This is a genomic window from Serratia proteamaculans (assembly GCF_013337185.1).
GTDB lineage: Bacteria > Pseudomonadota > Gammaproteobacteria > Enterobacterales > Enterobacteriaceae > Serratia > Serratia proteamaculans_D.
Map to the genome: position 1 here is coordinate 1,206,832 of NZ_SWDE01000001.1, position 21,935 is coordinate 1,228,766.

General features: G+C 56.8%; 20 protein-coding genes. 13 read left to right on the forward strand and 7 right to left on the reverse strand.

From position 1 onward, the window contains the following. Window positions 1–84 precede the first annotated feature (84 nt). Genes FCL49_RS05695 through FCL49_RS05710 form a run of 4 tightly spaced genes read right to left on the reverse strand, consistent with a single transcriptional unit; the run spans window position 85 to window position 3,653 of the window. On the reverse strand, window positions 85–1,347 hold the full coding sequence (locus FCL49_RS05695; protein ID WP_174352764.1) for an NAD(P)/FAD-dependent oxidoreductase: 1,263 nt from the start codon (window positions 1,345–1,347) through the stop codon (window positions 85–87). Then, window positions 1,340–1,585 carry a (2Fe-2S)-binding protein gene (locus FCL49_RS05700; RefSeq protein ID WP_174352765.1) on the reverse strand — a complete coding sequence of 82 codons (246 nt, stop codon included), beginning with the start codon at window positions 1,583–1,585 and terminating at the stop codon, window positions 1,340–1,342. The genes FCL49_RS05695 and FCL49_RS05700 overlap by 8 nt, the downstream gene beginning before the upstream one ends. Then, entirely contained in the window at window positions 1,582–2,706 is a 1,125-nt protein-coding gene (locus FCL49_RS05705) for an NAD(P)/FAD-dependent oxidoreductase (protein ID WP_174352766.1), read from the reverse strand. The genes FCL49_RS05700 and FCL49_RS05705 overlap by 4 nt, the downstream gene beginning before the upstream one ends. Then, window positions 2,706–3,653: a 4-hydroxyproline epimerase gene (locus FCL49_RS05710; protein ID WP_174352767.1), complete on the reverse strand. Its 948-nt coding sequence runs from the start codon at window positions 3,651–3,653 to the stop codon at window positions 2,706–2,708. Before FCL49_RS05710 ends, FCL49_RS05705 begins: the two co-directional genes overlap by 1 nt. Window positions 3,654–3,938: 285 nt before the next feature. On the opposite strand from FCL49_RS05710, the gene FCL49_RS05715 reads away from it, so the two are divergent. The 5 genes from FCL49_RS05715 (at window position 3,939) to FCL49_RS05735 (ending at window position 10,217) form a co-directional block, all read left to right on the forward strand. Then, the gene (locus tag FCL49_RS05715) at window positions 3,939–4,784 is read left to right on the forward strand and encodes an AraC family transcriptional regulator (protein ID WP_174352768.1); all 846 of its coding nucleotides are present in this window, start codon (window positions 3,939–3,941) and stop codon (window positions 4,782–4,784) included. 208 nt (window positions 4,785–4,992) lie between these two features. Next, window positions 4,993–5,913, forward strand: coding sequence for a dihydrodipicolinate synthase family protein (locus FCL49_RS05720; RefSeq protein ID WP_174352769.1), 921 nt, complete (start codon window positions 4,993–4,995; stop codon window positions 5,911–5,913). A 57-nt stretch (window positions 5,914–5,970) separates the two neighbouring features. Next, entirely contained in the window at window positions 5,971–7,581 is a 1,611-nt protein-coding gene (locus tag FCL49_RS05725; protein WP_174352770.1) for an aldehyde dehydrogenase (NADP(+)), read from the forward strand. Between the two features lie 44 nt (window positions 7,582–7,625). Next, a complete protein-coding gene (locus FCL49_RS05730) occupies window positions 7,626–9,191 on the forward strand; it encodes an APC family permease (RefSeq protein WP_174352771.1) in 1,566 nt (521 codons plus the stop codon). A gap of 12 nt (window positions 9,192–9,203) precedes the next feature. After that, window positions 9,204–10,217 carry an Ldh family oxidoreductase gene (locus tag FCL49_RS05735; protein ID WP_174352772.1) on the forward strand — a complete coding sequence of 338 codons (1,014 nt, stop codon included), beginning with the start codon at window positions 9,204–9,206 and terminating at the stop codon, window positions 10,215–10,217. Window positions 10,218–10,263: 46 nt separating this feature from the next. Here the strand turns inward: FCL49_RS05735 and FCL49_RS05740 are convergent, their stop codons facing one another. Next, window positions 10,264–10,692, reverse strand: coding sequence for a universal stress protein (locus FCL49_RS05740; protein ID WP_174352773.1), 429 nt, complete (start codon window positions 10,690–10,692; stop codon window positions 10,264–10,266). Between the two features lie 177 nt (window positions 10,693–10,869). Beyond that, a complete protein-coding gene (locus tag FCL49_RS05745) occupies window positions 10,870–11,586 on the reverse strand; it encodes an autoinducer binding domain-containing protein (protein WP_174352774.1) in 717 nt (238 codons plus the stop codon). A 347-nt stretch (window positions 11,587–11,933) separates the two neighbouring features. On the opposite strand from FCL49_RS05745, the gene FCL49_RS05750 reads away from it, so the two are divergent. Genes FCL49_RS05750 through FCL49_RS05770 form a run of 5 tightly spaced genes read left to right on the forward strand, consistent with a single transcriptional unit; the run spans window position 11,934 to window position 17,795 of the window. Next, window positions 11,934–13,463: a 3-hydroxyacyl-CoA dehydrogenase NAD-binding domain-containing protein gene (locus FCL49_RS05750; RefSeq protein ID WP_174352775.1), complete on the forward strand. Its 1,530-nt coding sequence runs from the start codon at window positions 11,934–11,936 to the stop codon at window positions 13,461–13,463. 9 nt (window positions 13,464–13,472) lie between these two features. Then, complete coding sequence (locus FCL49_RS05755; RefSeq protein WP_174353471.1) at window positions 13,473–14,684, forward strand: acetyl-CoA C-acyltransferase; 1,212 nt, start codon at window positions 13,473–13,475, stop codon at window positions 14,682–14,684. A gap of 15 nt (window positions 14,685–14,699) precedes the next feature. Beyond that, window positions 14,700–15,911 (forward strand): 5-aminolevulinate synthase, encoded by a 1,212-nt coding sequence (gene hemA / locus FCL49_RS05760; protein ID WP_174352776.1) that lies wholly within the window; start codon window positions 14,700–14,702, stop codon window positions 15,909–15,911. Next, complete coding sequence (locus FCL49_RS05765) at window positions 15,908–17,080, forward strand: MFS transporter (RefSeq protein WP_174352777.1); 1,173 nt, start codon at window positions 15,908–15,910, stop codon at window positions 17,078–17,080. Before hemA ends, FCL49_RS05765 begins: the two co-directional genes overlap by 4 nt. Next, entirely contained in the window at window positions 17,073–17,795 is a 723-nt protein-coding gene (locus FCL49_RS05770; RefSeq protein WP_174352778.1) for an enoyl-CoA hydratase-related protein, read from the forward strand. Before FCL49_RS05765 ends, FCL49_RS05770 begins: the two co-directional genes overlap by 8 nt. 104 nt (window positions 17,796–17,899) lie before the next feature. On the opposite strand, the gene FCL49_RS05775 is transcribed toward FCL49_RS05770, so the two are convergent. Next, entirely contained in the window at window positions 17,900–18,199 is a 300-nt protein-coding gene (locus tag FCL49_RS05775) for a putative quinol monooxygenase (RefSeq protein ID WP_174352779.1), read from the reverse strand. Window positions 18,200–18,353: 154 nt separating this feature from the next. Between FCL49_RS05775 and FCL49_RS05780 the strand changes: the two genes are divergently transcribed. The 3 genes from FCL49_RS05780 to cycA all read left to right on the forward strand — a co-directional run bounded on the left by FCL49_RS05780 (window position 18,354) and on the right by cycA (window position 21,920). Further along, complete coding sequence (locus tag FCL49_RS05780) at window positions 18,354–18,848, forward strand: DedA family protein (protein ID WP_174352780.1); 495 nt, start codon at window positions 18,354–18,356, stop codon at window positions 18,846–18,848. Between the two features lie 125 nt (window positions 18,849–18,973). Further along, window positions 18,974–19,840, forward strand: coding sequence for an excinuclease Cho (gene cho, locus FCL49_RS05785; RefSeq protein WP_174352781.1), 867 nt, complete (start codon window positions 18,974–18,976; stop codon window positions 19,838–19,840). Between the two features lie 679 nt (window positions 19,841–20,519). Beyond that, window positions 20,520–21,920 carry a D-serine/D-alanine/glycine transporter gene (gene cycA, locus FCL49_RS05790; RefSeq protein ID WP_174352782.1) on the forward strand — a complete coding sequence of 467 codons (1,401 nt, stop codon included), beginning with the start codon at window positions 20,520–20,522 and terminating at the stop codon, window positions 21,918–21,920. Window positions 21,921–21,935 lie beyond the last annotated feature (15 nt).

The following is a 21,935-nucleotide window of genomic DNA, read 5'->3' on the forward strand; positions in this document are numbered from 1 at the left end:
CAGGCACAGCCCCAGTGTAATCAGTGCATTTGTCATCCGTTGTCCGCCCGATCTTTCTGGTCACTATGTCTGAGTGTAGCAGGCTTATCCGTCGCTCTCGCTACGTTCCAACCGTGCCAGGGTGGCCAGCCTGGCTGGCGTCAGGGGGATCCGTGGGGCGGGCAGTGGCCAGTCGAACAGATGACGCGCCGCCGTCGCACAGATCTTGCCCTGGCAAGCGCCCATGCCACAGCGGCTGCTCAACTTGGCTGCCGTCCAATCGGCTGATCCACTTAACTGATGCAGCGGTACATCCTCACAACGACACAATAGCGTTTCCGGTGTCGCCAGCGTTTTCAGCACCGGGTTAAGCACAAAGGTTCGCGCTACCGCACAAGCAAATCGCCGCCACTTATCACGTTGCGCCGTTAATGCCTGTGCCTGGATCAGGTTTCCGGTAGCAGCGTAACCGGCAATCGCCCCCTCAGCCAGCGCCAACTCGCTGCCGCCGATCCCGGTACATTCACCGGCGGCATAAATCTGCGGCTGACTGGTTTGCTGGTGAGGGTTCACGGCAACCGCGTTATCCTCAATTGCACACCCCAACAACATCGCCAATTCGATATTCGCCACCAACCCAAACCCACAGGCCAGACGATCGCAATCTAACGTTACCTCGCGAGCCCCTTTTTGCATCCGAATCGCCGTCAGCCGCTGATCGCCTGACGCCTCCAATACATAGCTGTCAGGACAATAATGCCGATTGAACAGGCTAAAGGACTGACGTAACTTCAGCGGCCAGCGCCACAATCCTGCGGCAAAAGCAGCCAGCCGTGCAGCGGGGGCCTGTTCCGCCAGCATCACCACTTCGCCACCTGCTTTGACTACGCTGGCAGCAACGGCCAACAGCAATGGCCCACTACCGGCAATCGCCACCCTTTCCCCTTTAATAGACAACCCCTGCTTAATCTGCGCCTGCAGCCCACCGGCACCGGTCACTCCGGGCAGGGTCCAACCGGGAAAAGGCAACAAAAGTTCACGGGCACCACAACACAGGATCAGCGCCTGATAATCAACCACCCCGCTCCCCGTCTCATCTTCATAGAGAATTTTCTGCGGCCCGCACTGGGCGATAATCTTCACGCCGTTAAGCAGCGTCACATTATTCAGCGCCCCCACCGCCTGCCGGTATTGCTGCGCCAGAGTCGGCAACGCCACGTTCGGCCCGTCGCGCCAGATCTGCCCGCCGGGACGCAGGTTATCGTCGAGCACCAACACAGACTGTCCACTCTGCGCCGCAGCACGGGCTGCCGCCAACCCTGCCGGGCCCGCACCAATAATCAGCACATCGCACGCAAGATCACTCATTTTCGGTCCTCTCAATACGCATTCCTGGCTGGCACAACGTCTGGCACGCCAGCCGCCGCAGGCCATTCACCGTAACCCGGCACTCCTGGCAGATGCCCATGCCGCAAAACGCGGTGCGGGGCTGCCCATTGACCGATATACGGCAGCTATCCAGTCCGAGCGCTGCGGCTACGCTGAGCCCTTCGGGTACGCAGAGACTTTCACCGTTGAGGGTCAACGTCAGTCGATTTTGTTTCATACCAGCAACGCCTCTTTAGGGAACATTCGTGCGGCCAGATAAGGGGTATCGTCAATCGCCGGTCGATGATTATGGATCTGCGCGGCAATCAACGCGGCGCTGCCCAGCGCGGTGGTAACCCCCAGCCCCTCGTGCCCCAATGCCAGCCACAGCCAGCGATGCTGGGGATGTGGCCCGAGCAGCGGTAAACCGTCGGAGGACGCGGCACGCAAGCCAGTCCAGCAGCGGATAATGTTCATCTGCGCCAGTGCAGGAAGAAAGGTGCCAGCACGTGCCAGCATGGCGGCCAGTAACGGCATGTCGATGTCGCTGTCTGGGGCGTCAAACTGGCGGGAGGAGCCGATCAACAGCTGGCCGGTTGGCCGCGCCTGAACGTTAAACGCCACCGAAGTCCCGTCGCTGGCGTGCGCGCTGGCACCATAACCCAGTTCAACCAATTGATGATGCACCCGTTGCGGGTAGCGATCGGTGATCGCCAGATGCCCTTTCTTGGCGCGTAGCAAGGGTTGCTCCAGTAACCTGTCGGCCTGTAAACCACAGGCCAGCACCACTACCGGTGCGGTTAAACGTTCGCCGCTGGTCAGCACCAGCGCCTGCTGTTCCAGCGCGGTAACTTCACCCGCAATCACCCTGACCGCGGGGCCGGCGTCAGCCACTAACCAGCGGGCAACGTTTGGCGCATAAACGATGCCATCACCCGGCACGCGTAAACCACCGGCCAGCCCTGGCCGCAGCATGGGTTCAAGGGCAGTCACCTGCGCGGCGTTCAGTGCTTGGCTGATCACACCGTACTCCGCCATGCGTTGCAGTTTACCTTCGGCAATCGCCATTTCGTCGTCCCGCTCCGCCAGCCACAGCGTACCGCAGCCGCGCCAGGCACAGTTTTCCGGCATTCTTTCCACCAGACTGCGCCACAGTTGCAATGAATAGGCGCTTAAAGCCAGTTCAGCAGGATTATCATCCATGCACACCAGATGCCCCATACCGGCCGCCGTCGCCCCGGCACGCTGGTTGTCCACCAGCAAAACTTGTAATCCTTGCTGCGCCAGCCGCCAGGCGCAGGCAGCGCCGATAATGCCGGCCCCCACCACAATCGCCTCCGCCTGCCTGCCGGCTACCATCAGCGGATCCCCCAAACGAAGGGATCGCGCTCATCCAGCAGCAGTTGGCTGTCAGCGCAAACGTAAGCTTGCCCACGAATAAAGGGAGTCACGCGATCGCCGTTGCGCTGGTAATAGCCGCTGAAGCGACTGCCAATCACGCTCGCCTGGTGCCAGATCTCACCCGGCTGCAATTTGCCGTCGGCCGCCAGACAGGCCAGTTTGGCGCTGGTGCCGGTGCCACAGGGTGAGCGATCGTAAGCCTTGCCGGGGCACAGCACAAAGTTGCGGCTATCGGCCTGCGGGTCGGCCGCAAACAGCTCGATATGGTCGATAACGCCGCCGTCTTCGCCATATATCCCTGCGCCCTCAAGCGCCTGGCGTACCGCCCAGCTAAAGGCGGTGAGCGCATCCAGATTTTGAGTATTGATCGCCAGATGATGTTCGCCGATCAGAAAAAACCAGTTACCGCCCCAGGCGATATCACCCACCACCGGCCCGTAGCCGCTGACCTCAACCCTGACCTGTCGGCGATAACGATAGGCCGGTACGTTTTCCACCGTCACGCTACCATCCTGATGCAAGGTGGCGTTCACCGTACCCACCGGGGTTTCGATCAGGTGTTCACCGACGCCGATTCGTCCCAGGTAGGCCAGCGAGGCCACCAGACCTATGGTGCCGTGGCCACACATGCCCAAATAGCCGCTGTTGTTGAAGAAAATCACTCCGGCGGCGGCCTGCGGTGAGCAGGGCTGACACAGTAAGGCTCCCACCAGCACGTCGTTACCGCGAGGCTCCAGAATGATGGCGCTGCGCCAGTCGTCGTACCGTTGAGCAAACAGCGCCTTGCGCTCCGCCATACTGCCGGTACCCAAATCGGGGAAGCCTTCGACAATCAGTCGGGTGGGTTCCCCGGCGGTATGGGAATCGATCGCCCGCAGCGCGGTAAAATGCGAAGAAAGTGCCATCGGAGTCTCCTGGGTTAATGAAATGTTACCGATGGAGCTAGACTGACCGAATCTGCTGACGGCGGCTTGATGCATTTCGGCGTGGCAAATGCCGAAATCAGCACAATCCCTCTGACAGGGATTAGTCGGGTCGGTACAACCCAGTGAACAAAAGTATGCGGTGATCCGCATAATTGGCAGCTACGCTTGAAAAGTTATAAGAAAGTTAATATTGATGAGGCGCTTGCCAAACGGCCGGTCCGGCCATCTCAGATTCTGTGTCACCCAGCGGGAAAAGGTATTGCCATGCGATTAGCCCAGGATCATCAGCTTGTTACGGCTTCCCGTCCGGTTATCGAGGAACCGGAAGAAGACATTTTTGCCGTTGAACAACTGTCACGCTGGTGCGATGGCCTGGCACAACAGCGTCCGAATACCCTGCATGATCTGCTCAACTCTCTGGCTCTGATCGCACCGCTGCTCAATGCTATTCCCAACGTGGTGTTTTTTATCAAGGATCTGCAAGCGCGTTACCTGCTGGCCAACCTGACGCTGGCCAAGCGCTGCGGTTTTAAAACCGTCACGCCGCTGCTGGGAAAAACCTCGGCGGAGGTGTTCCCGACCCAGCTTGGCTCGGGTTATACCGAACAGGATCTGCGGGTACTGCAGCAGGGAGCCTTGATTCAGGACCAACTGGAAATGCACCTGTACAGTGGGCGAGAGACCGGTTGGTGCCTGACACAAAAACTGGCGCTCTATGACGTTCGGGGCAAGATCATCGGTATGGCGGGCATCTCGCACGATCTGCAGGAGGCCAAAGCCAATCATCCTGCCTATCAGCGGCTGGCGGCGATCGACGTCTATATCCGTCAGCACTATGCCCGACCGATTGCCCTGGAGGAATTAACCGCCCTCACCGCCCTTTCCGTGGCGCAGATCGAGCGCTACTGCAAACGTATTTTCCACCTCACGCCACGGCAAATGATCCACAAGGTGCGGCTGGAAAAAGCCACCGAACTGCTGGCCGGCGATTTACCCATAACCGACATTGCCCTGCAGTGCGGTTACACCGATCACAGCGCATTCAGCCGCCAATTCAAAGCCATGACCGGCTCCACGCCACGTGACTTCCGCATTAGCATCAATTCATAACCCACTGATTTATTTTATCAAACAGTTTATTTTCGGCGCTTTGACGGCCCGTTTTTTGCTTGCCTGATACTCTGCGCCACTGTGCCAATTTCGTCATGGCATTCGGAGAAAACCGTCAAGCCCCTGCGGACAATACAGGTCAATCTGTGATTGGATTTTACCAATAATTCACCATTGATTAACAAACTTGGACGACAGGATAAACACTATGAGCCATAAAGCCATTAGCTGGAGCGGCGTGTTCCCGGCGGTCAGCACTCAGTTTCGTAGCGATTTCTCTCTGGATCTCGATGCCACCCATACGGTGATCAAAAACCTGGTCAAAGACGGCGTTTCTGGCCTGGTGGTGTGTGGCACCGTGGGCGAAAACACCTCGATGACCGTTCAGGAAAAATTGTCGGTGATTGAAGTGGCACGCGATGCGGCACAGGGCAAAGTACCAGTGATTGCCGGTATTGCGGAATTCACTACTGCCTTTGCGCGTGACATGGCGCGTGAAGCGCAAAAGGTCGGCGTCGACGGCATCATGGTCATGCCCGCGCTGGTCTACTCTGCCAAACCCCATGAAACTGCCGCCCACTTTCGCAGCGTTGCCGGTGCCACCGATCTGCCGATCATGGTCTACAACAACCCGCCAATTTACAAAAACGACGTGACGCCCGACATCCTGACGTCATTGGTCGATTGCGAAAACATTGTCTGTTTCAAAGACTCTTCCGGCGACACCCGCCGCTTTATCGACCTGCGTAACGAAGTGGGCGATCGCTTTGTGCTGTTCGCCGGGCTCGATGACGTGGTGCTGGAAAGTATCGCCGTCGGTGCCGAAGGCTGGATCTCCGGCATGTCCAACGCCTTCCCGCGAGAAGGGGAAACGCTGTTCCGTCTGGCGAAGCAAAAACGCTTTGAGGAAGCGCTGGCGCTGTATAGCTGGTTTATGCCGTTGCTGCATCTGGACGCGCGTCCGGATCTGGTGCAGTGCATCAAGCTGTGTGAAGAGTTGGTCGGCCGTGGCAGTTCAATCACTCGCCCGCCGCGCCTGGCGTTACAAGGCGATACTCTGGCCGAAGTCACCGCCGTGGTTAAAAAAGCACTGGCAAACCGCCCAGAATTGCCGGACGTCGGCCTGTAATTGCCACCCTCGCCCGGCCGCCTGCCGGGCCTGAACACCAGCCAATCGGGGGAACCCATGTCCAACGCTTATACCATCCGTGGTCAACAGTTTATCGGCGGCCAACGCCGCGCCAGCGGTGAGGCCGAACTGGTCAGCCTGCGTGCCGATAACGGCCAGCCGACCGGCCACCGTTTTTTCTCGGCCAGCATCGCAGAAACCGCCGCCGCCGCCGATGCCGCCGCACAGGCATTCACCGCCTATTCACAGCTCAGCGCCGAACGTCGGGCCGACTTTCTTGAGGCGATTGCCGAACAGTTGGATGCACTGGATGAAGAATTCTTCAACTTCGCCATGCAGGAAACCGCCCTGCCATTGGCCCGATTGAGCGGCGAACGCGCCAGAACCAGTGGCCAGATGCGGTTATTTGCCAGCCTGTTACGTCGTGGCGATGTACATGGTGTACGCATAGACTGCGCCTTGCCGCAGCGAGCACCGCTGCCACGTCCGGATCTACGCCAATACCGCACCGCCCTCGGGCCAGTCGCCGTGTTTGGTGCCAGCAATTTCCCATTGGCCTTCTCCACCGCCGGCGGTGATACCGCCGCCGCCCTGGCCGCAGGCTGCCCGGTGGTATTCAAAGCGCACAGCGGCCATATGATCACCGCCGAGCTGACCGCACAGGCGATTGAACGGGCCAGAGAGCAGCAACAGATCCCGGCCGGGGTGTTCAACATGATTTACGGCAACCGCATCGGCGCGGATCTGGTTCAGCATCCGGCCATTCAGGCGGTCGGCTTTACCGGCTCGCTGCGCGGCGGCAGAGCCTTGTTCGATCTGGCGATGCGCCGTCCGCAGCCGATCCCGGTCTTTGCCGAGATGTCGAGCATCAACCCGCTGGTCATCATGCCACGGGCGTTAGCCCAACGTGGCCAGCAGATTGCAAGCGACCTACTGGCCTCTTTCACTCTGGGTTGCGGCCAGTTCTGCACCAAGCCGGGGTTGATCATTGGTATACGCGGCGAGGCATTCAGCCAATTTACTCGTGAGCTAAGTACAAAATTGGACGCTGCCCCCCCTCAGGCAATGTTGAATGCCGGCACACTGGCACATTATCGCCGTGGTCTGGCGGAGCTGGAGCAGCAAGAGGGCATTCGTCATCTGGCCGGCAGCCGCGAGCAGCAGCCCTATTTGGCCGCACCGCAACTGTATCAGGCCGATATCTGCTTACTGCTCGGCGGCAATCCTTTGCTGCAGGAGGAAGTGTTTGGCCCGGTAGCCATTTTGATTGCGGTGGAAAATCACCAGCAACTGACCGCCGCACTGGAAAGCCTGCAAGGCCAACTGACCGCCACGCTGTTGACCGATCCAGAGGATCTGGACGATGCCGCACCGCTGGCGCAGCTGCTGACCCGCAAGGCCGGTCGGGTGCTGTTCAACGGCTACCCGACCGGGGTCGAAGTGTGCGATGCCATGGTACACGGCGGCCCTTATCCGGCCACCAGCGATGCACGCGGCAGCTCGGTCGGTACCCTGGCGATCGAACGCTTCCTGCGCCCGGTTTGTTTGCAAAATTACCCGGCCGCATTGTTGCCGCCAGCGTTACAAGACGGTAATCCACTGGGCCTGCTAAGGCTGGTTAACGGTATTTACACCCGAGATCCGATCCCCTCACCTGCCAACAACTAGCCCGGCCGCATCTGCATGCCACCTAATAACAAAAGGGTAAACCCATGACAACCCAAGGCAAATTCAAGAAGCAGCTTACGCTCACCGATTTGACGTTTATCGGCCTGGGCGCAATCTTTGGTTCCGGCTGGCTGTTCGCCGCCAGCCACGTCTCCTCCATTGCCGGCCCCGCCGGCATCTACTCCTGGCTGATCGGCGGTTTGGCCGTGCTGCTGCTGGGCATTGTCTACTGTGAGCTGGGTGCGGCACTGCCCCGTGCGGGCGGCATTATCCGCTACCCGGTATTTTCCCACGGCGAACTGATGGGTTATCTGCTGGGGTTTATTACCCTTATCGCCTTCTCCAGCCTGATATCGATTGAGATCGTCGCGGCCCGCCAGTACGCCGCCGCCTGGTTTCCCTTTCTGAGCCAGCCTGGTTCCGGTAACCCGACGCTGATCGGCTGGCTGGTCCAACTGCTGCTGCTGTGCTTTTTCTTCGCCCTGAATTACTACAGCGTCAAAACCTTTGCCAAATCCAACAATCTGATCAGCGTGATTAAATTTGTGGTACCGCTGCTGGTGATTGTGGTGCTGTTCAGCTTCTTCAAACCCGAAAACCTGCACAGCCAGGGGTTTGCGCCCTTTGGCTCCGCCGGGGTGGAAGCAGCCATTTCCGCCGGGGGCATTATTTTTGCCTATCTGGGTCTGACGCCAATTATCTCGGTCGCCAGCGAGGTGCAAAATCCCCAGCGCACTATTCCTATCGCGTTGATCCTGTCGGTGGTGCTCTCCACCATCATTTATGTGCTGCTGCAGGTGGCCTTCCTCGGCAGTATTCCCAGTGAGATGCTGAGCGGCGGCTGGGCCGGTATTAGTCAGCAATTCTCACTGCCTTACCGTGATATCGCCATCACCCTGGGGATGGGCTGGCTGGCGTTTTTGGTGGTAAGCGATGCCATTATCTCACCGAGCGGCACCGGCAATATTTACATGAACGCCACGCCGCGCGTGGTGTACGGCTGGGCTCGTGCCGGCACTTTCTTTAAAATCTTTACCCGCGTCGACGGTGAGTCAGGCATTCCACGCCCGGCACTGTGGCTGACCTTTGCGCTGTCAATCTTCTGGACGCTGCCTTTCCCCTCCTGGGAGAAGCTGATCGGCGTGGTGTCTGCCGCGCTGGTGCTGAGCTACGCCATTGCGCCGGTGACGGCTGCCGGTCTGCGCCGCAATGCACCGGATCTGCCGCGCCCCTTCTTCGTGCGCGGCTTCTGCGTACTCGGTCCGGTGTCATTTATCATTTCTGCGCTGATTGTCTATTGGTCCGGCTGGAACACCGTTTCCTGGCTGCTGGGTCTGCAGATCCTGATGTTCGTGGTCTATATCCTGTTCAAAAACAAGGTGCCAACCCACGCGGTCAGTCTGAAGCAACAGATTTGGTCGTCGCTGTGGCTGATAGCCTTTTATGCGCTGATTATTATCGCGTCCTATCTCGGCAGTTTTGGTGGCATTAATGCCATTGGCCACCCGTGGGACACCCTCACCGTAGCGGTCATTGCATTGGCGATCTACTACTGGGGCGCCTATACCTGTTTACCTCAGGCGAATTTTGCCGGTGATGAGGAAGAGTAAAGGAGATATGTAATGACGCAAACCCAGAATCTGACGCTGAAAGAAGCCTATGAACTAGCATTGCGCGCATTGCGCAGCAACGGTTTCAGCACCGAACATGCAGATGCCGTCGCGCAAAATGTGACGGCCGGTGAACGCGACGGCTGCGCCTCGCACGGTTTGTACCGGGTGCTTGGCTGCGTGCGTTCGCTGCTGGCCGGCAAGGTATCCGCCGATGCGCTCCCGACAGTTGTCGATCAAGCCCCGGCTATCTTGCGGGTGGACGCTCACGAGGCTTTTTCGCTGCTGGCCTACCGTACCGCGCTGCCGGCGTTTATCGACAAGGTACGCACCAACGGCATAGCTGCACTGGCGATTAACCACTGTGTGCATTACTCGGCGCTGTGGGCCGATATCGAACCCCTGACCGATCAGGGGTTGGTGGCACTGGCCTGTACCCCCAGCCATGCCTGGGTCACGCCGGCAGGAGGAACCCGGCCGCTGTTTGGTACCAATCCGATAGCCTTCGGCTGGCCGCGTCCGCAGCGACCGCCCTTTATTTTCGATATGGCCACCAGCGCGGCGGCACGCGGCGAAATCGAGCTGCATCGCCGTGCCGGTACGCCGCTGCCGCCGGGTTGGGGCATCGATCAACAAGGGGAACCTTCCACCGATGCGGCCAGCGTGTTGCAGGGGGCGATGCTGACCTTTGGCGGGCATAAGGGGTCGGCGCTGGCAGCGATGGTGGAGCTGATCGCCGGGCCGTTGATTGGCGATATGACCAGTAAGGAGTCGCTGGCCTACGATGGCCAGACCGGCTCCTCACCTTACGGCGGTGAGCTGATTATCGCGATGGATCCCGATCGTTTTCTGGGGGCGGACAAAGCGGCGCATTTGGCCAGGGCGGAAGCCTTATTCGCGGATATGAGCGAACAAGGGGCGCGTATTCCGGGGGAACGGCGTTTTGAACGTCGACAGTACAGTGAGCAGCACGGCATTAGCTTGCCGCAGACGCTGTATGACGAGATTGTGGCACTCTGCCGATGAACGAATCAGGCCCGCAATGCAATATTGCGGGCCTGATTTAACGGGATTACCTGACCACCATTACCGAGATATTGGCGTGGCGCACAATGGCCGCGGCGTTGGAACCCAGCAGGTAGGTTTTTACACTCGGGCGACGCGAGCCGATGATGATCAGATCGGCCTTGATCTCCTCCGCCAACTGCAGGACCTCATCGCGCGGCGAACCAAAGCTGATGGTGTAATCCAGGCGATCCAGGGGAATGTCGATTTCCGACATGATCTTCTTGAGCTTATCTACCGCTTTCACTTCCGCCTGATTCTCGAATTCCTTGATACCGAAAGAATAAGCGGTAACGAATGCCGAAGCATCCGGCAGCGCATGGAAGAAATGCACTTTGGCGCCGGATATTTTCGCCAGGTACTCAACATGCTCCAGCGCATGCTCGGTCAACAGATCTTCTTCAATATCTATCGGCACTAATATGGTCTTGTACATATCACATCCCTTCTATGCAACCTTGGTGCCTACAGGGTACTGCCGAGAAGGATAAGGGTGAACTGCTTTCTCGCGCTTTTGTGATCGGCGGTAAATACTGACCAGGATAATTCCTTATTTAACAAAATATAAACATCACATTCCCAACGGCTAGCCGATTAACTATTTCAAACGCGGTTAAATAAGCTGTAAATACACCGCCTTCGCCGTGGCGGCGGTTTTATTGGCCACCGACAGTTTTTTAATCGAATTGCCAATGTGGAAATTCACCGTCCGTTCACTCAGCCCCATTAGAAGAGCGGTTTCCTCTGAGGTTTTACCTTCGCTGCACCAGCGCAAAATATCCTTTTCGCGCAGCGTCAGCACATCTTTGATCGCCTCGTCGTTTACCGATATTAATGCTTCACGCAGCGTTTTATGAACCATCTGCGCCAACCACAGAAAGAAGGTTTCGTTACGCGCACTGGCCTGCGGCGACTGAACGGGAATATTTTTTCCGGCAAAGGTGAGAATGCCCAGCCGGCCATAGCAATCTTTGACCGACTGCGACCAGCCTTCGCGAATACCAAACTGGGCCATACGCCACCACAGCTCTGGCTTGTCCTGGTAGAAATGTTCATCCCAGTAAAATTGCAGCGTGGAGTGATGGGCCTGCTCAATCACCGGATCCTGCAGGTAGACCCGCAGCTTGCGGTAGTCCTCCAGGTAGGATTCGGGGAAATTGCCCTCTATCAGCATTTTGGGGCGGCTGGCCGGGTAGCAGGAAAAAACCGTATAAGAAAAGTATTCAAATCCCAACGCCTGGGCACAAGGTGCCAGTTGGCTTAAAAAAGCCTCGCGGTCTGGCAGACTGGTCAGTAAGGCATCCATCAAAGGCTGAAGGTGGGTGTCCATAAAACAGATTCTCCAGAAGGCCGCACCGGGTTATCGATAAGTAAGGTTAACTATAGTGGAGGGGCTGGAGCGGCAACAGCCGTTTCATAGTATAAAAAGTACCATGCCTATATCAAAAACAGCTATGCCCGCTTGGATATTAATAAATAACACCTTTAAATTGTATTAATAGCGGAAATTACGCGAATAACACAAAGCCGATTTATTGTAAACCTGTCACTTCTACCGTTAGACACTGACAGCTATGCCCCTTACCTTCGCCATAGGCATCGGGTGCTTTTAAAAGCCAAATAAATAATAAGCATTTGCGAATTTCGCAAGGCAGAAAAATACTCACGGGGAGTTTTATGGCAGAGAATAATTCGGCAATCCATTCGGTCGCTGTTATTGGTGCCGGAACCATGGGCAGAGGTATTGCCTATCTTCTGGCGCAAAACGGCATACGAACCCTGCTTTATAATCGTAGCGGTAATAATCTGAATCAGGCCAGGGACTATATTCTCCGCGACCTGGATAAGAAAATAGACGGCGGGAAAATAAGCCCGCAGAAAAAAGGTGAGATATTGGCCAATCTGGTTTTCTCTCCCGTTTTCGACGCTATCGCCGACAGCGATCTGGTGATTGAAACCATCGCGGAACATGAGGTAACCAAGCATGAGATCCTCGCGGCGATTGCCGCCACGGTGAAAAAAGAGGCGATTATCGCCACCAATACCTCCTCGCTGTCATTGAATAAGCTGGCGGCAGGCGTCGAAAATAACGCCCGTTTTATCGGCCTGCACTTCTTTAATCCGGCCCCGCTGATGAAACTGATCGAAATTATTCCGTCCTACTTTACCAGCCGGGCCACCAGCCTGCGTTGTCAGCAGCTGGTGACGGCGATTGGCAAACAGTTTGTGGTCTGCAAAGCCACACCGGGCTTTATCGTCAACCGGATGGCGCGACCTTTTTATCTGGAAGGGTTCCGGCTGTTGGAAGAGAACGTGGCGCTGGCACCGCAGATCGACCGTGCGCTCAAGGCCGGTGGCCACTTTCGCATGGGGCCTTTGGAGCTGACCGATTTTATCGGCCAGGATATTAACTATCAGGTCAGCAGCCAGATTTGGCAGGACATGCAGTACGACCCCCGCTATACCCCCGGCCATTTGCAACGTTCGCTGGTGGATGCCGGGCTGCTGGGGAAGAAAAACGGCCGATCCTTTTTTACCCCCTCTTCCGTCGAGCCCAGCACCGCCGATGCAGGCAGCGGTACGCTGACCTCACTGCATTTTTATGGTGAACATAGCCTGTTCGACCTGTTGCAACAGCGCGCTTTAGCGCTCTGGCCAGGGCTGCAGATTAATCGCCAGCCGGAACGGCCAAAGCTGGGCCGCTTTATCCAGGTAAATGACGCCATGGCCGTCAAAATCACCGATGGTCGCACGGCCAATCTGCTGGCTGAATTGACCGAACTCGATACCTTCGTGATAGACGCCGCGCTCAATTACGCCGATACCGCCTATCTGGTGGCTGCCCACAGCCAGGACGCCAGCACGGCCAATAAAGCGCTATTTCTGACGCTGCTGCAAACGTTGATCCCACAGGTGGAGTTTATTAAAGACTCCCCGGGCCTGATTGTCGCCCGCGTCCTGAGCAGCCTGATCAATGAGTCAGTGATTATGGTGGAGAGCGGGGTTTGCAGCCGGGCGGATATCGATACCGCCGCGGTGGCCGGGGTTAACTATGCCGATGGCATCTTTAGCTGGCTGGCACAGCTTGGGCAAAAAAACGTGAAGTCGACGCTGGACAATATGGCGCAACTGCTGCATTCCGCCCGCTACTACCCGCATTACTCTTTGCTCAATACTACCCGGCCAGAGCTGGCCGTCGCGCCCTAAGGAAAAATGATGACGATTAAAGACGATGGAGTCTATCTGATCGACGGCACGCGCACGGCCATTGGCGCCTATGGCGGTAGCCTGGCGTTAACCCGTCCGGACGATATGGCGGCCTCGATTATCCGGGCGCTGCTGCAACGACATCCTGAAACCGAACCGGATATTGATGAAGTGATCCTTGGCTGCGCCAATCAGGCCGGAGAAGACAACCGTAACGTAGCCCGGATGGCAGCCCTGCTCTCCGGCCTGGATCAGGGCGTGCCGGCGATTACCCTTAACCGCTTGTGTGCCTCCGGGCTGGATGCGGTGATCTACGCCAGCGCAAAAATAAAAAGCGGCCTGAGCGATCTGGTCTTGGCCGGTGGTGTGGAGAGCATGAGCCGCGCGCCCTACGTGATGGGTAAAAGTGAAACGCCTTTCGACAAGGGGGTCAAACTCTACGACACCACCCTGGGCTGGCGCTTTATCAATCCGCAGTTGGCACAGCGCTATGGCAGCGATCCGCTGGGCATAACGGCGGAGAACGTCGCACAGCAGTATCGGATATCCCGTGAAGATCAGGATGCTTTTGCACTGGCCTCGCAGCAGAAGGCCTGGCGGGCGATCGAAAATGGCCGCTTGGCCCGAGAGATAACGCCGCTTGAGGTACAGGCCGACCGTAAAACCCGCAAAACCTTCGAACAGGATGAGTTCCCGCGTCAGACCACGTTGCAAAAATTGCAGGCGCTGAAACCGGCCTTTACCCCCGACGGCTCGGTCACCGCCGGTAACGCCTCCGGTATTAATGACGGCGCTGCGGTGCTGTTGCTGGCCAGCGGCCGCTACGTGAAACGCAAATCGCTGCAGCCGTTGGCGGAGATTGGTCACAGCGCCAGCGCCGGTGTCGCCCCGTCGCTGATGGGGATTGGGCCGATCGCCGCCACCGATCGGCTGCTGGCACGAACCGGCTTTACCCTGAACGATTTTGACGTGATTGAAATTAATGAGGCGTTCGCCGCCCAGGTGTTGGCGACGCTACAAAGCTGGCGTATCGACTTCAAGGATACCCGGGTCAATCCCAACGGCGGAGCCATCGCCCTCGGGCATCCGCTGGGCATGTCCGGCGCGCGACTGGTGCTTTCCAGCGCGCTGGAGCTGCATACCCGGCAATTAAAGCATGCGCTGGTGACAATGTGTGTCGGTGTCGGCCAGGGTGTTTCATTGGTCATTAAAGCCCTCTAATACAAGGAATTCCGAATGAGCGTATTGAACATTCTTGAAGAAAAACTGGCCGAAACCAAAAAACAGGGCCGCTTCCGTGAGTTCCTCAATCTGGAACGCAGCGTGCTGGATAAACCCTGGGCCACCAGCCATGGTCAGAACGGTGAACGCCGTCTGAACGTCTGGTGTTCCAATGACTATCTGGCCATGAGCCATCACCCTAAAGTTATCCTGGCCACGACTGAAGCGGTGAACCGCGTCGGGCTGGGCACCTGCGGCGCACGCAGCATTTCCGGCACTTCTGTCTACCACACTGAGCTGGAAACCCTGTTAGCCAGCGCCTACGGCAAAGAGTCGGCGCTGCTGTTCACCACCGGTTTCGGTGCCAATGACGCCACCTTGTCCACCCTGTGCGATGCCATTCCCGATCTGATTGTGTTTTCCGATGAGCTGAACCACGCCTCGATGATTTACGGCATCCGTTACAGCAAGGCGGAGAAAAAAATCTTCCGCCACAATGACGTGGCCCATCTGGCCGAACTACTGCAGGCCGCCGATCCGCATCGGCCCAAGCTGATCGCCTTCGAGTCGCTGTATTCGATGGACGGTGACTTTGCGCCGCTGGCACAAATTGTGGAACTGGCGGAGCAATATCAGGCGCTGACCTACCTGGACGAGATCCACTCCGCCGGCGTTTACGGTCATCGTGGGTTGGGCTATGCCGAACAACTTGGCCTGTTGGACAAGATCACCATTATCCAGGGCGGTTTTGGCAAATCTTACGGAGCTGCCGGTGGCTACATCGCCGCCCCCCGCGCAGTGGTTGAAGCGGTGCGTAGCTGGTCACCGGCGTTTGTCTTCAGCACCTCGTCCCCGGCTCCTGTGGTGGCGGCCGCGCTGGCCAGCTTCAAATACAACCTGGAGCATGACACCCAGCGCAAGCACCTGCTGGCGATTATCGACCACTTGAAATCCGGCCTGCGCGACGCCGGCATTCCGCTGGTCTCGCAGGACAGCCACATCCTGCCGGTACTGGTCGGCGATCCACACCGCAACAAGCACATCAGCAAGCAACTGCTTGATGAGTACGATATTTACGTGCAGCCGGTGAACGCCCCAACGGTACCGGCCGGTAGTGAGCGTTTGCGCGTTACGCCGACCTCTGCTCATACTCATGAAGACGTGGAATATTTCCTGGCGGCGTTAAGCAAAGTCTGGGACGCTAATCAGTTACGGAGAGCAGGATGAAGTTGACGGACTATAACGGCCATTTTCTTACGCTGTGTCTGATGGCGACCGGCACCTTTGCCATCGGAACCGACGCGTTTATTGTCGCCGGCATCCTCGACGAGATTTCCGGCACCTTTGCCGTCAGCCCCGCGCAAGCGGGGCAGTTAATCTCGGTATTTGCCCTGGCCTATATGCTGTTTGCCCCGCTGACCGCCTGGCTGCTGGGTAACCTCAATCGCAAACATATTTTGCAGTTGGCCCTGGTGTTATTTATCGCCGGTAATCTGGTCTGCGCCTATGCCGACAGTTTTTTGCAAATGTCTGCCGGGCGGGTGCTGGCGGCGCTGGGCGCAGCTTGCTATACGCCGCAGGCCGCGGCGGCTGCGGTTGGGCTGGTCGCAGAAAAGCGTCGCGGGCTGGCGATATCTATCGTTTACGGCGGCATGACCCTGGCTATTGCCCTCGGTATTCCCTTCGGCACCTTCCTGGCAAAGTTGATCGGCTGGCGGGAGATCTTTTTGCTGATCGCCCTGTTGGGCGCGGTCTCACTGTTGGGGCTTTCGCTGGCGCTGAGCACCATCGCGGCACCGGGTAAACACACGCTGAAAGAGCGACTTGCTCCGCTGCGACAAAAAGCGGTACTGACCACCTTGCTGATCACCTTTTTCGCCGTCTGCTCCGAGCATATCGTTTACAGCTACGTGAGCGTATTGCTGAAAAACACCCAGTTTGGCCCGGAGGCTATTTTACCGATCGCGTTGCTGGTGTTCGGTATTGGCGCCGTCATTGGTAACTTCGTTTCCGGCCTGTTGACCGATACCTTCGGCAGCAAGTTTGTGCTGCTGTTTTCGGTATCGGTGCAAACCGTTTCGCTGTTCCTGCTGGCCTTTTACGTCAGTTCCCCCTGGTGGGTACTGGCGATTTTTCTGGTCTGGGGCATTACCGGCTGGATGTATCTGGTGCCAATCCAGCACCACCTGTTGTCGCTGTCCAAACGCTTTGGCGCACTGACCGTTTCACTCAACAGCTCGGTGCTGTATGCCGGTATCGCGGCGGGTGGCATGCTGGGAGGCCTGACGCTGTATGCGCTGCCAGCCTTTTATCTCCCCTTGTTCTCGCTGCCGCTGGGGGCTATCGCCCTGCTGCTGACGTTGGTGTTCTTCCAGGGAGAAAAAGCCAATGAGTGACCTGCCGCTCCCGGTGCTGTATGAGCAAAATGACGGCATTGCGGTGATCGTCCTGAACCGGCCGGAAAAAAAGAATGCCATCAATCTGGCGATGGCGCAGCTGATCCAGGGTTATCTGCAACGGGCCGAACAGGATGATGCCGTTCGGGTGATAGTGCTGACCGGCCTGCCGCAGGTGTTTTCCGCCGGCATGGACGTTAAGGCCTTCCAGCAGGGCGAACTGCCGGTGGTCGAACCGGGGGGATTTGGCGGCCTGGTGCATGCCCAGCTTACCAAGGTGATTATTGCCGCCGTGGAGGGCATCGCCTTCGGCGGCGGCTTCGAGATAGCGCTGGCCTGCGACCTGATCGTCGCCAGCCGCGATGCACAGTTCAGTTTCCCGGAAACCGGATTGGGATTGATTGCCGCGCAGGGCGGATGTTCACGGCTGCCGGCGCGCATCTCCCCCTACATCGCTCTCGACTGGTTGCTGACCGGCCGAGTCATCAGCGCGCAGGAAGCCTGGCAACAGGGGGCCATTTCCCGCATCAGTGAGGGCAGCGCACGCGAGGAGGCGCTGACACTCGCCCGACAAATTGCGCAAAAAAATCCGCTGGCAAGTCAGGCGGTGAAGGCCATCGTCCGCCAAGGTTTGCACCGGCATGAAGCCCCTTCCTTTGACTATCAGCAAAGTTGGGTAGAACGGGTGCGCCAGGCCGCGGTAAAGTCCTTTTGAGAACGTTCTTAGTGAATGGCAATCATTCGCAGTCTGATTTTTAATCACTACAAGACAGTGTTTGAGAAGCCATTGACCCCGCTCTGCGGGGCTTTTTTTACTGATTAGGCTTTCACGGTGGAAAAAGGCTGCATAAACAGGAAGGTACAGGGTTTGCTTTGATGCTGATTAATCAAGGGCACCAAACGCCTGAAGTGCTCCGTCTGGCAATGGGCGTCCAGTGCGGCGCGATCGGGCCACTCCTCGACAAAAATAAAATGCCCGGCATCCTGGTGATCAATAAACAATTCATAGGAGAGGCAAAGCGGCTCCTGCCGGGTTTTCTCCACCAGTTCCTGATACAACGGCATCACGGTTTCAACACAATCGAGCTTGATAAAATCTTCAGCAATCACTTTTAACATTGTTACCTTCCTTGTTTTATCTCAGGCGTACCATCAGGGTAACCGCGCTATCTCATCAGGATGAACCTATTCAGCTAACAAAACCTAATTTACCATTTATTGAAGTTACCAATGGGACACTGGTCACCAGAGGAGACATTTTCAAAGGTGGCCGATGGAACAACTCACACAGATTATCGCCAAATACAGCCCGGAACCTGAATTCCTGTTGTTGATTATCTTTTTATTTTCGCTGGGAAAGTCAGTGATTTTTATTTCCTCACTGCTGCCGCCTGCGTCGGTCACGCTGATGCTGGGCATCGTTGCCGGTAAAACCCAGCTCCCCGACGTCCATGTCTGGGCGGCCATTACCCTGGGCGCCCTGCTCGGCTCGGTTCTGTCCTTCCATTGTGGCGCGCTGTTCTGCCGCCGGGGATCGTTCAAAAGGCTACCGGTCAGATTTCAGGCACCACTGCACAAAGCACAAGCGGCACTGCAGAAAAAAGGCATGCCGCTGTTGTTTATCTCGCGTTTTTTGGCGGTGATGCGCTACAGCGTGCCGTTGGTTGCCGGCATCATTGCCTTGCCCCTGAGGCAGGTGTATTGCGCCAGCGCGCTGTCCGCCGGGATTTGGGCGCTGGCCCTGATGTTGGTTAGCCGGGTGTTTTGAAAACAACAAACCCGCAAATGGGTTTCTACTGATTCAGTTCTGATGGATATAGGCTTTGACGTAAATTTTGGCATTACCTGATAGGCTGACGCGGCTTATAATAAGAAAATATTATCTTTGGCATAATGCGCCACGTCACCACAAACCGTGAGTTCCTGATAGACCACATGTATCAATACCCTGAACATCTGACCGGAGAGGTCGCCAACTTGCCGCAGACTTGCGGGGTCTATTTCTTTCACGGTGAAAACCGAGCCCATCCGCTGTACATCGGTAAGAGCGTCAACATTCGCCGCCGGGTTCAGTCTCACCTGCGTAATCCGCGCGAAGCGCGGTTGCTTTCCGCCACCCGTCGCATCACCTTTATCGAGACGGTCGGTGAGATTGGTGCGCTGCTGCTGGAATCTTCCCTGGTGAAACAGCAAAGTCCCCTCTACAACAAGCGACTGCGTAAAATTCGTCGGCTCTGCGCCCTGCAGGTTAACGACACCCAAACGCGCATCGTATACAGTGACGCGCTGGACTTCTCGCGAACGCCGGACTTGTACGGCCTGTTTCTACGGCGTACGGCGGCCGTCGACTTTCTACTCGAGATTGCCGATCGGGAACGGCTCTGCCTGACGTATCTGGATATTGAAAAGGGCCGTCCTGGACGCCCCTGTTTTCGCCACCAATTGGGCAAGTGCGCCGGAGTCTGCTGCGGCAAAGAGAGCCCACAAGCGCACCAAGCCCGACTGCTTGCGGCCCTGACGCAGGCCCAGGTGCGGCACTGGCCATTCCCCGGCAGGATCGCCATCGAGGAACGACAAGGCCAACTCAAGGCTTTCCATGTCATCAGCAATTGGTTCTACCTCGGTACCGCCCCTTCTCTGCATGCAGCTGAAAAACTCAGCCTGCCGGCTGATGAATTCGACAGAGACTGTTACCGCATTCTTTGTCGACGGCTATTCCATGAAAACCGAGAGCACATTCACTTGATTGATACGCCCTAGCAAGTGCGCAAACCGGTTCACGCCTTGCGGTACGATTGTGCCAACCGGCTCATCCCGCCAAAAGTCCCATTATCAATTTTGCAGGAATTGGCGGATGGGAATCGAGATAAAGGGTGGGTAGATAGACTCAGCTTGCGTCAGATCACTTAACTGAATATTCACGCTGGGAGGATGCCGTTTTTGTGGGGCGAGTCTCAATTAAGTATTATTCTTAAAAAAACGCGCAGGTAAAAACCCAATAAAACATTGATTTAATTTATAAATACTACATACCCCAGCTCTGTAATCAATTGATACAGTGCCCAGAATGCTCACCCCCGGCTTGCGGCCCTAGCCGCTGACTTATTCATCTCGGCCCCCGAATGTCAAACGCTTACACCCATTAGTTTTTCTCATGCGGTGTTTTTAACCCCCTGTTTTATCAACAAGATAAGTCGCATTAGTGCTGTTAATCTGCCCAGACCCAGAGTAATCTTCCGCCCCCAAGACGTCCGATTTGCCTCCGCAGTGTAAAGAACAATCGACTTTTATCCCTCGCATAAATGTTGTAAACATGTTGCACAAAGGTGGCGTTATTGCACTACCTTACTAAATCTGGCACAACCGGATAATCGTATAAAAAAGAGCCACTTCAGAGCTCACTATTTCACTCATGACAGGTAAAACAGGACATCATCAGATGGTAGATCAATCTAAAATAGCCGCTGAGGCATCGCCCGAATCAGAAGATCATCTACGCCGAAACCTAACAAACCGACATATTCAACTGATCGCCATCGGCGGTGCCATAGGTACGGGTTTGTTTATGGGTTCCGGCAAAACCATTAGCCTGGCTGGCCCTTCGATCATCTTCGTATATATGATTATCGGCTTTATGCTGTTCTTCGTGATGCGCGCCATGGGCGAGCTGCTGCTCTCCAATCTGGAATATAAATCCTTCAGCGATTTCGCCGCTGACCTGCTCGGCCCCTGGGCCGGCTTCTTTACCGGCTGGACCTACTGGTTCTGCTGGGTGGTCACCGGTATTGCCGACGTGGTGGCGATCACCGCCTATGCACAGTTCTGGTTCCCCGGACTGTCACAGTGGATCGCTTCGTTGCTGTGTATCCTGCTGCTGCTGGGCCTGAACCTGGCGACGGTGAAGATGTTTGGTGAGATGGAATTCTGGTTCGCGATGATCAAAATCGTCGCCATTGTCGGGCTGATCATCGCCGGACTGGTGATGATCGCCATGCAGTTCCAGTCACCGACCGGTACCGTCGCGTCGTTCTCGCACCTGTGGAATGATGGCGGTATGTTCCCGAAAGGCATCAGCGGCTTCTTCGCCGGCTTCCAGATTGCGGTGTTCGCCTTTGTCGGCATTGAGCTGGTGGGTACCACCGCGGCTGAAACCAAAGACCCGGAAAAAGTGCTGCCGCGCGCGATTAACTCGATTCCTATCCGCATCATCATGTTCTACGTGTTCGCCCTGATTGTGATTATGTCGGTCACGCCATGGAGTTCCGTGGTCGCCGACAAAAGCCCGTTCGTAGAACTGTTCGTGCTGATTGGCCTGCCTGCTGCGGCCAGCGTGATCAACTTTGTGGTGCTGACCTCCGCCACCTCTTCCGCTAACAGTGGGGTGTTCTCCACCAGCCGCATGCTGTTTGGTCTGGCACAGGAAGGGGATGCGCCCAAGTCGTTCGCCCACCTCTCCAAGCGTGCGGTACCGGCTAACGGCCTGACCTTCTCCTGTATCTGCCTGCTCGGTGGGGTAGTCCTGATTTACCTGATCCCGAACGTGATGACGGTCTTCACGCTGGTGACCACCGTCTCGGCGATCCTGTTTATGTTTGTCTGGACCATTATCCTGTGTTCGTACCTGGTTTACCGTAAGCAACGCCCTGCGCTGCACCAGAAATCAATCTACAAGATGCCAGGCGGCAAGCTGATGTGCTGGGTCTGTATGGCGTTCTTCGCCTTTGTGCTGGTGCTGCTGACGCTGCGCGAAGACACCCGCCAGGCGCTAATCGTCACGCCACTGTGGTTTGTGGTGCTCGGTCTGTCCTACGTGTTCCTGCGCAAAAAGAAAACCGCTTAACACTCCTCGGGGGAT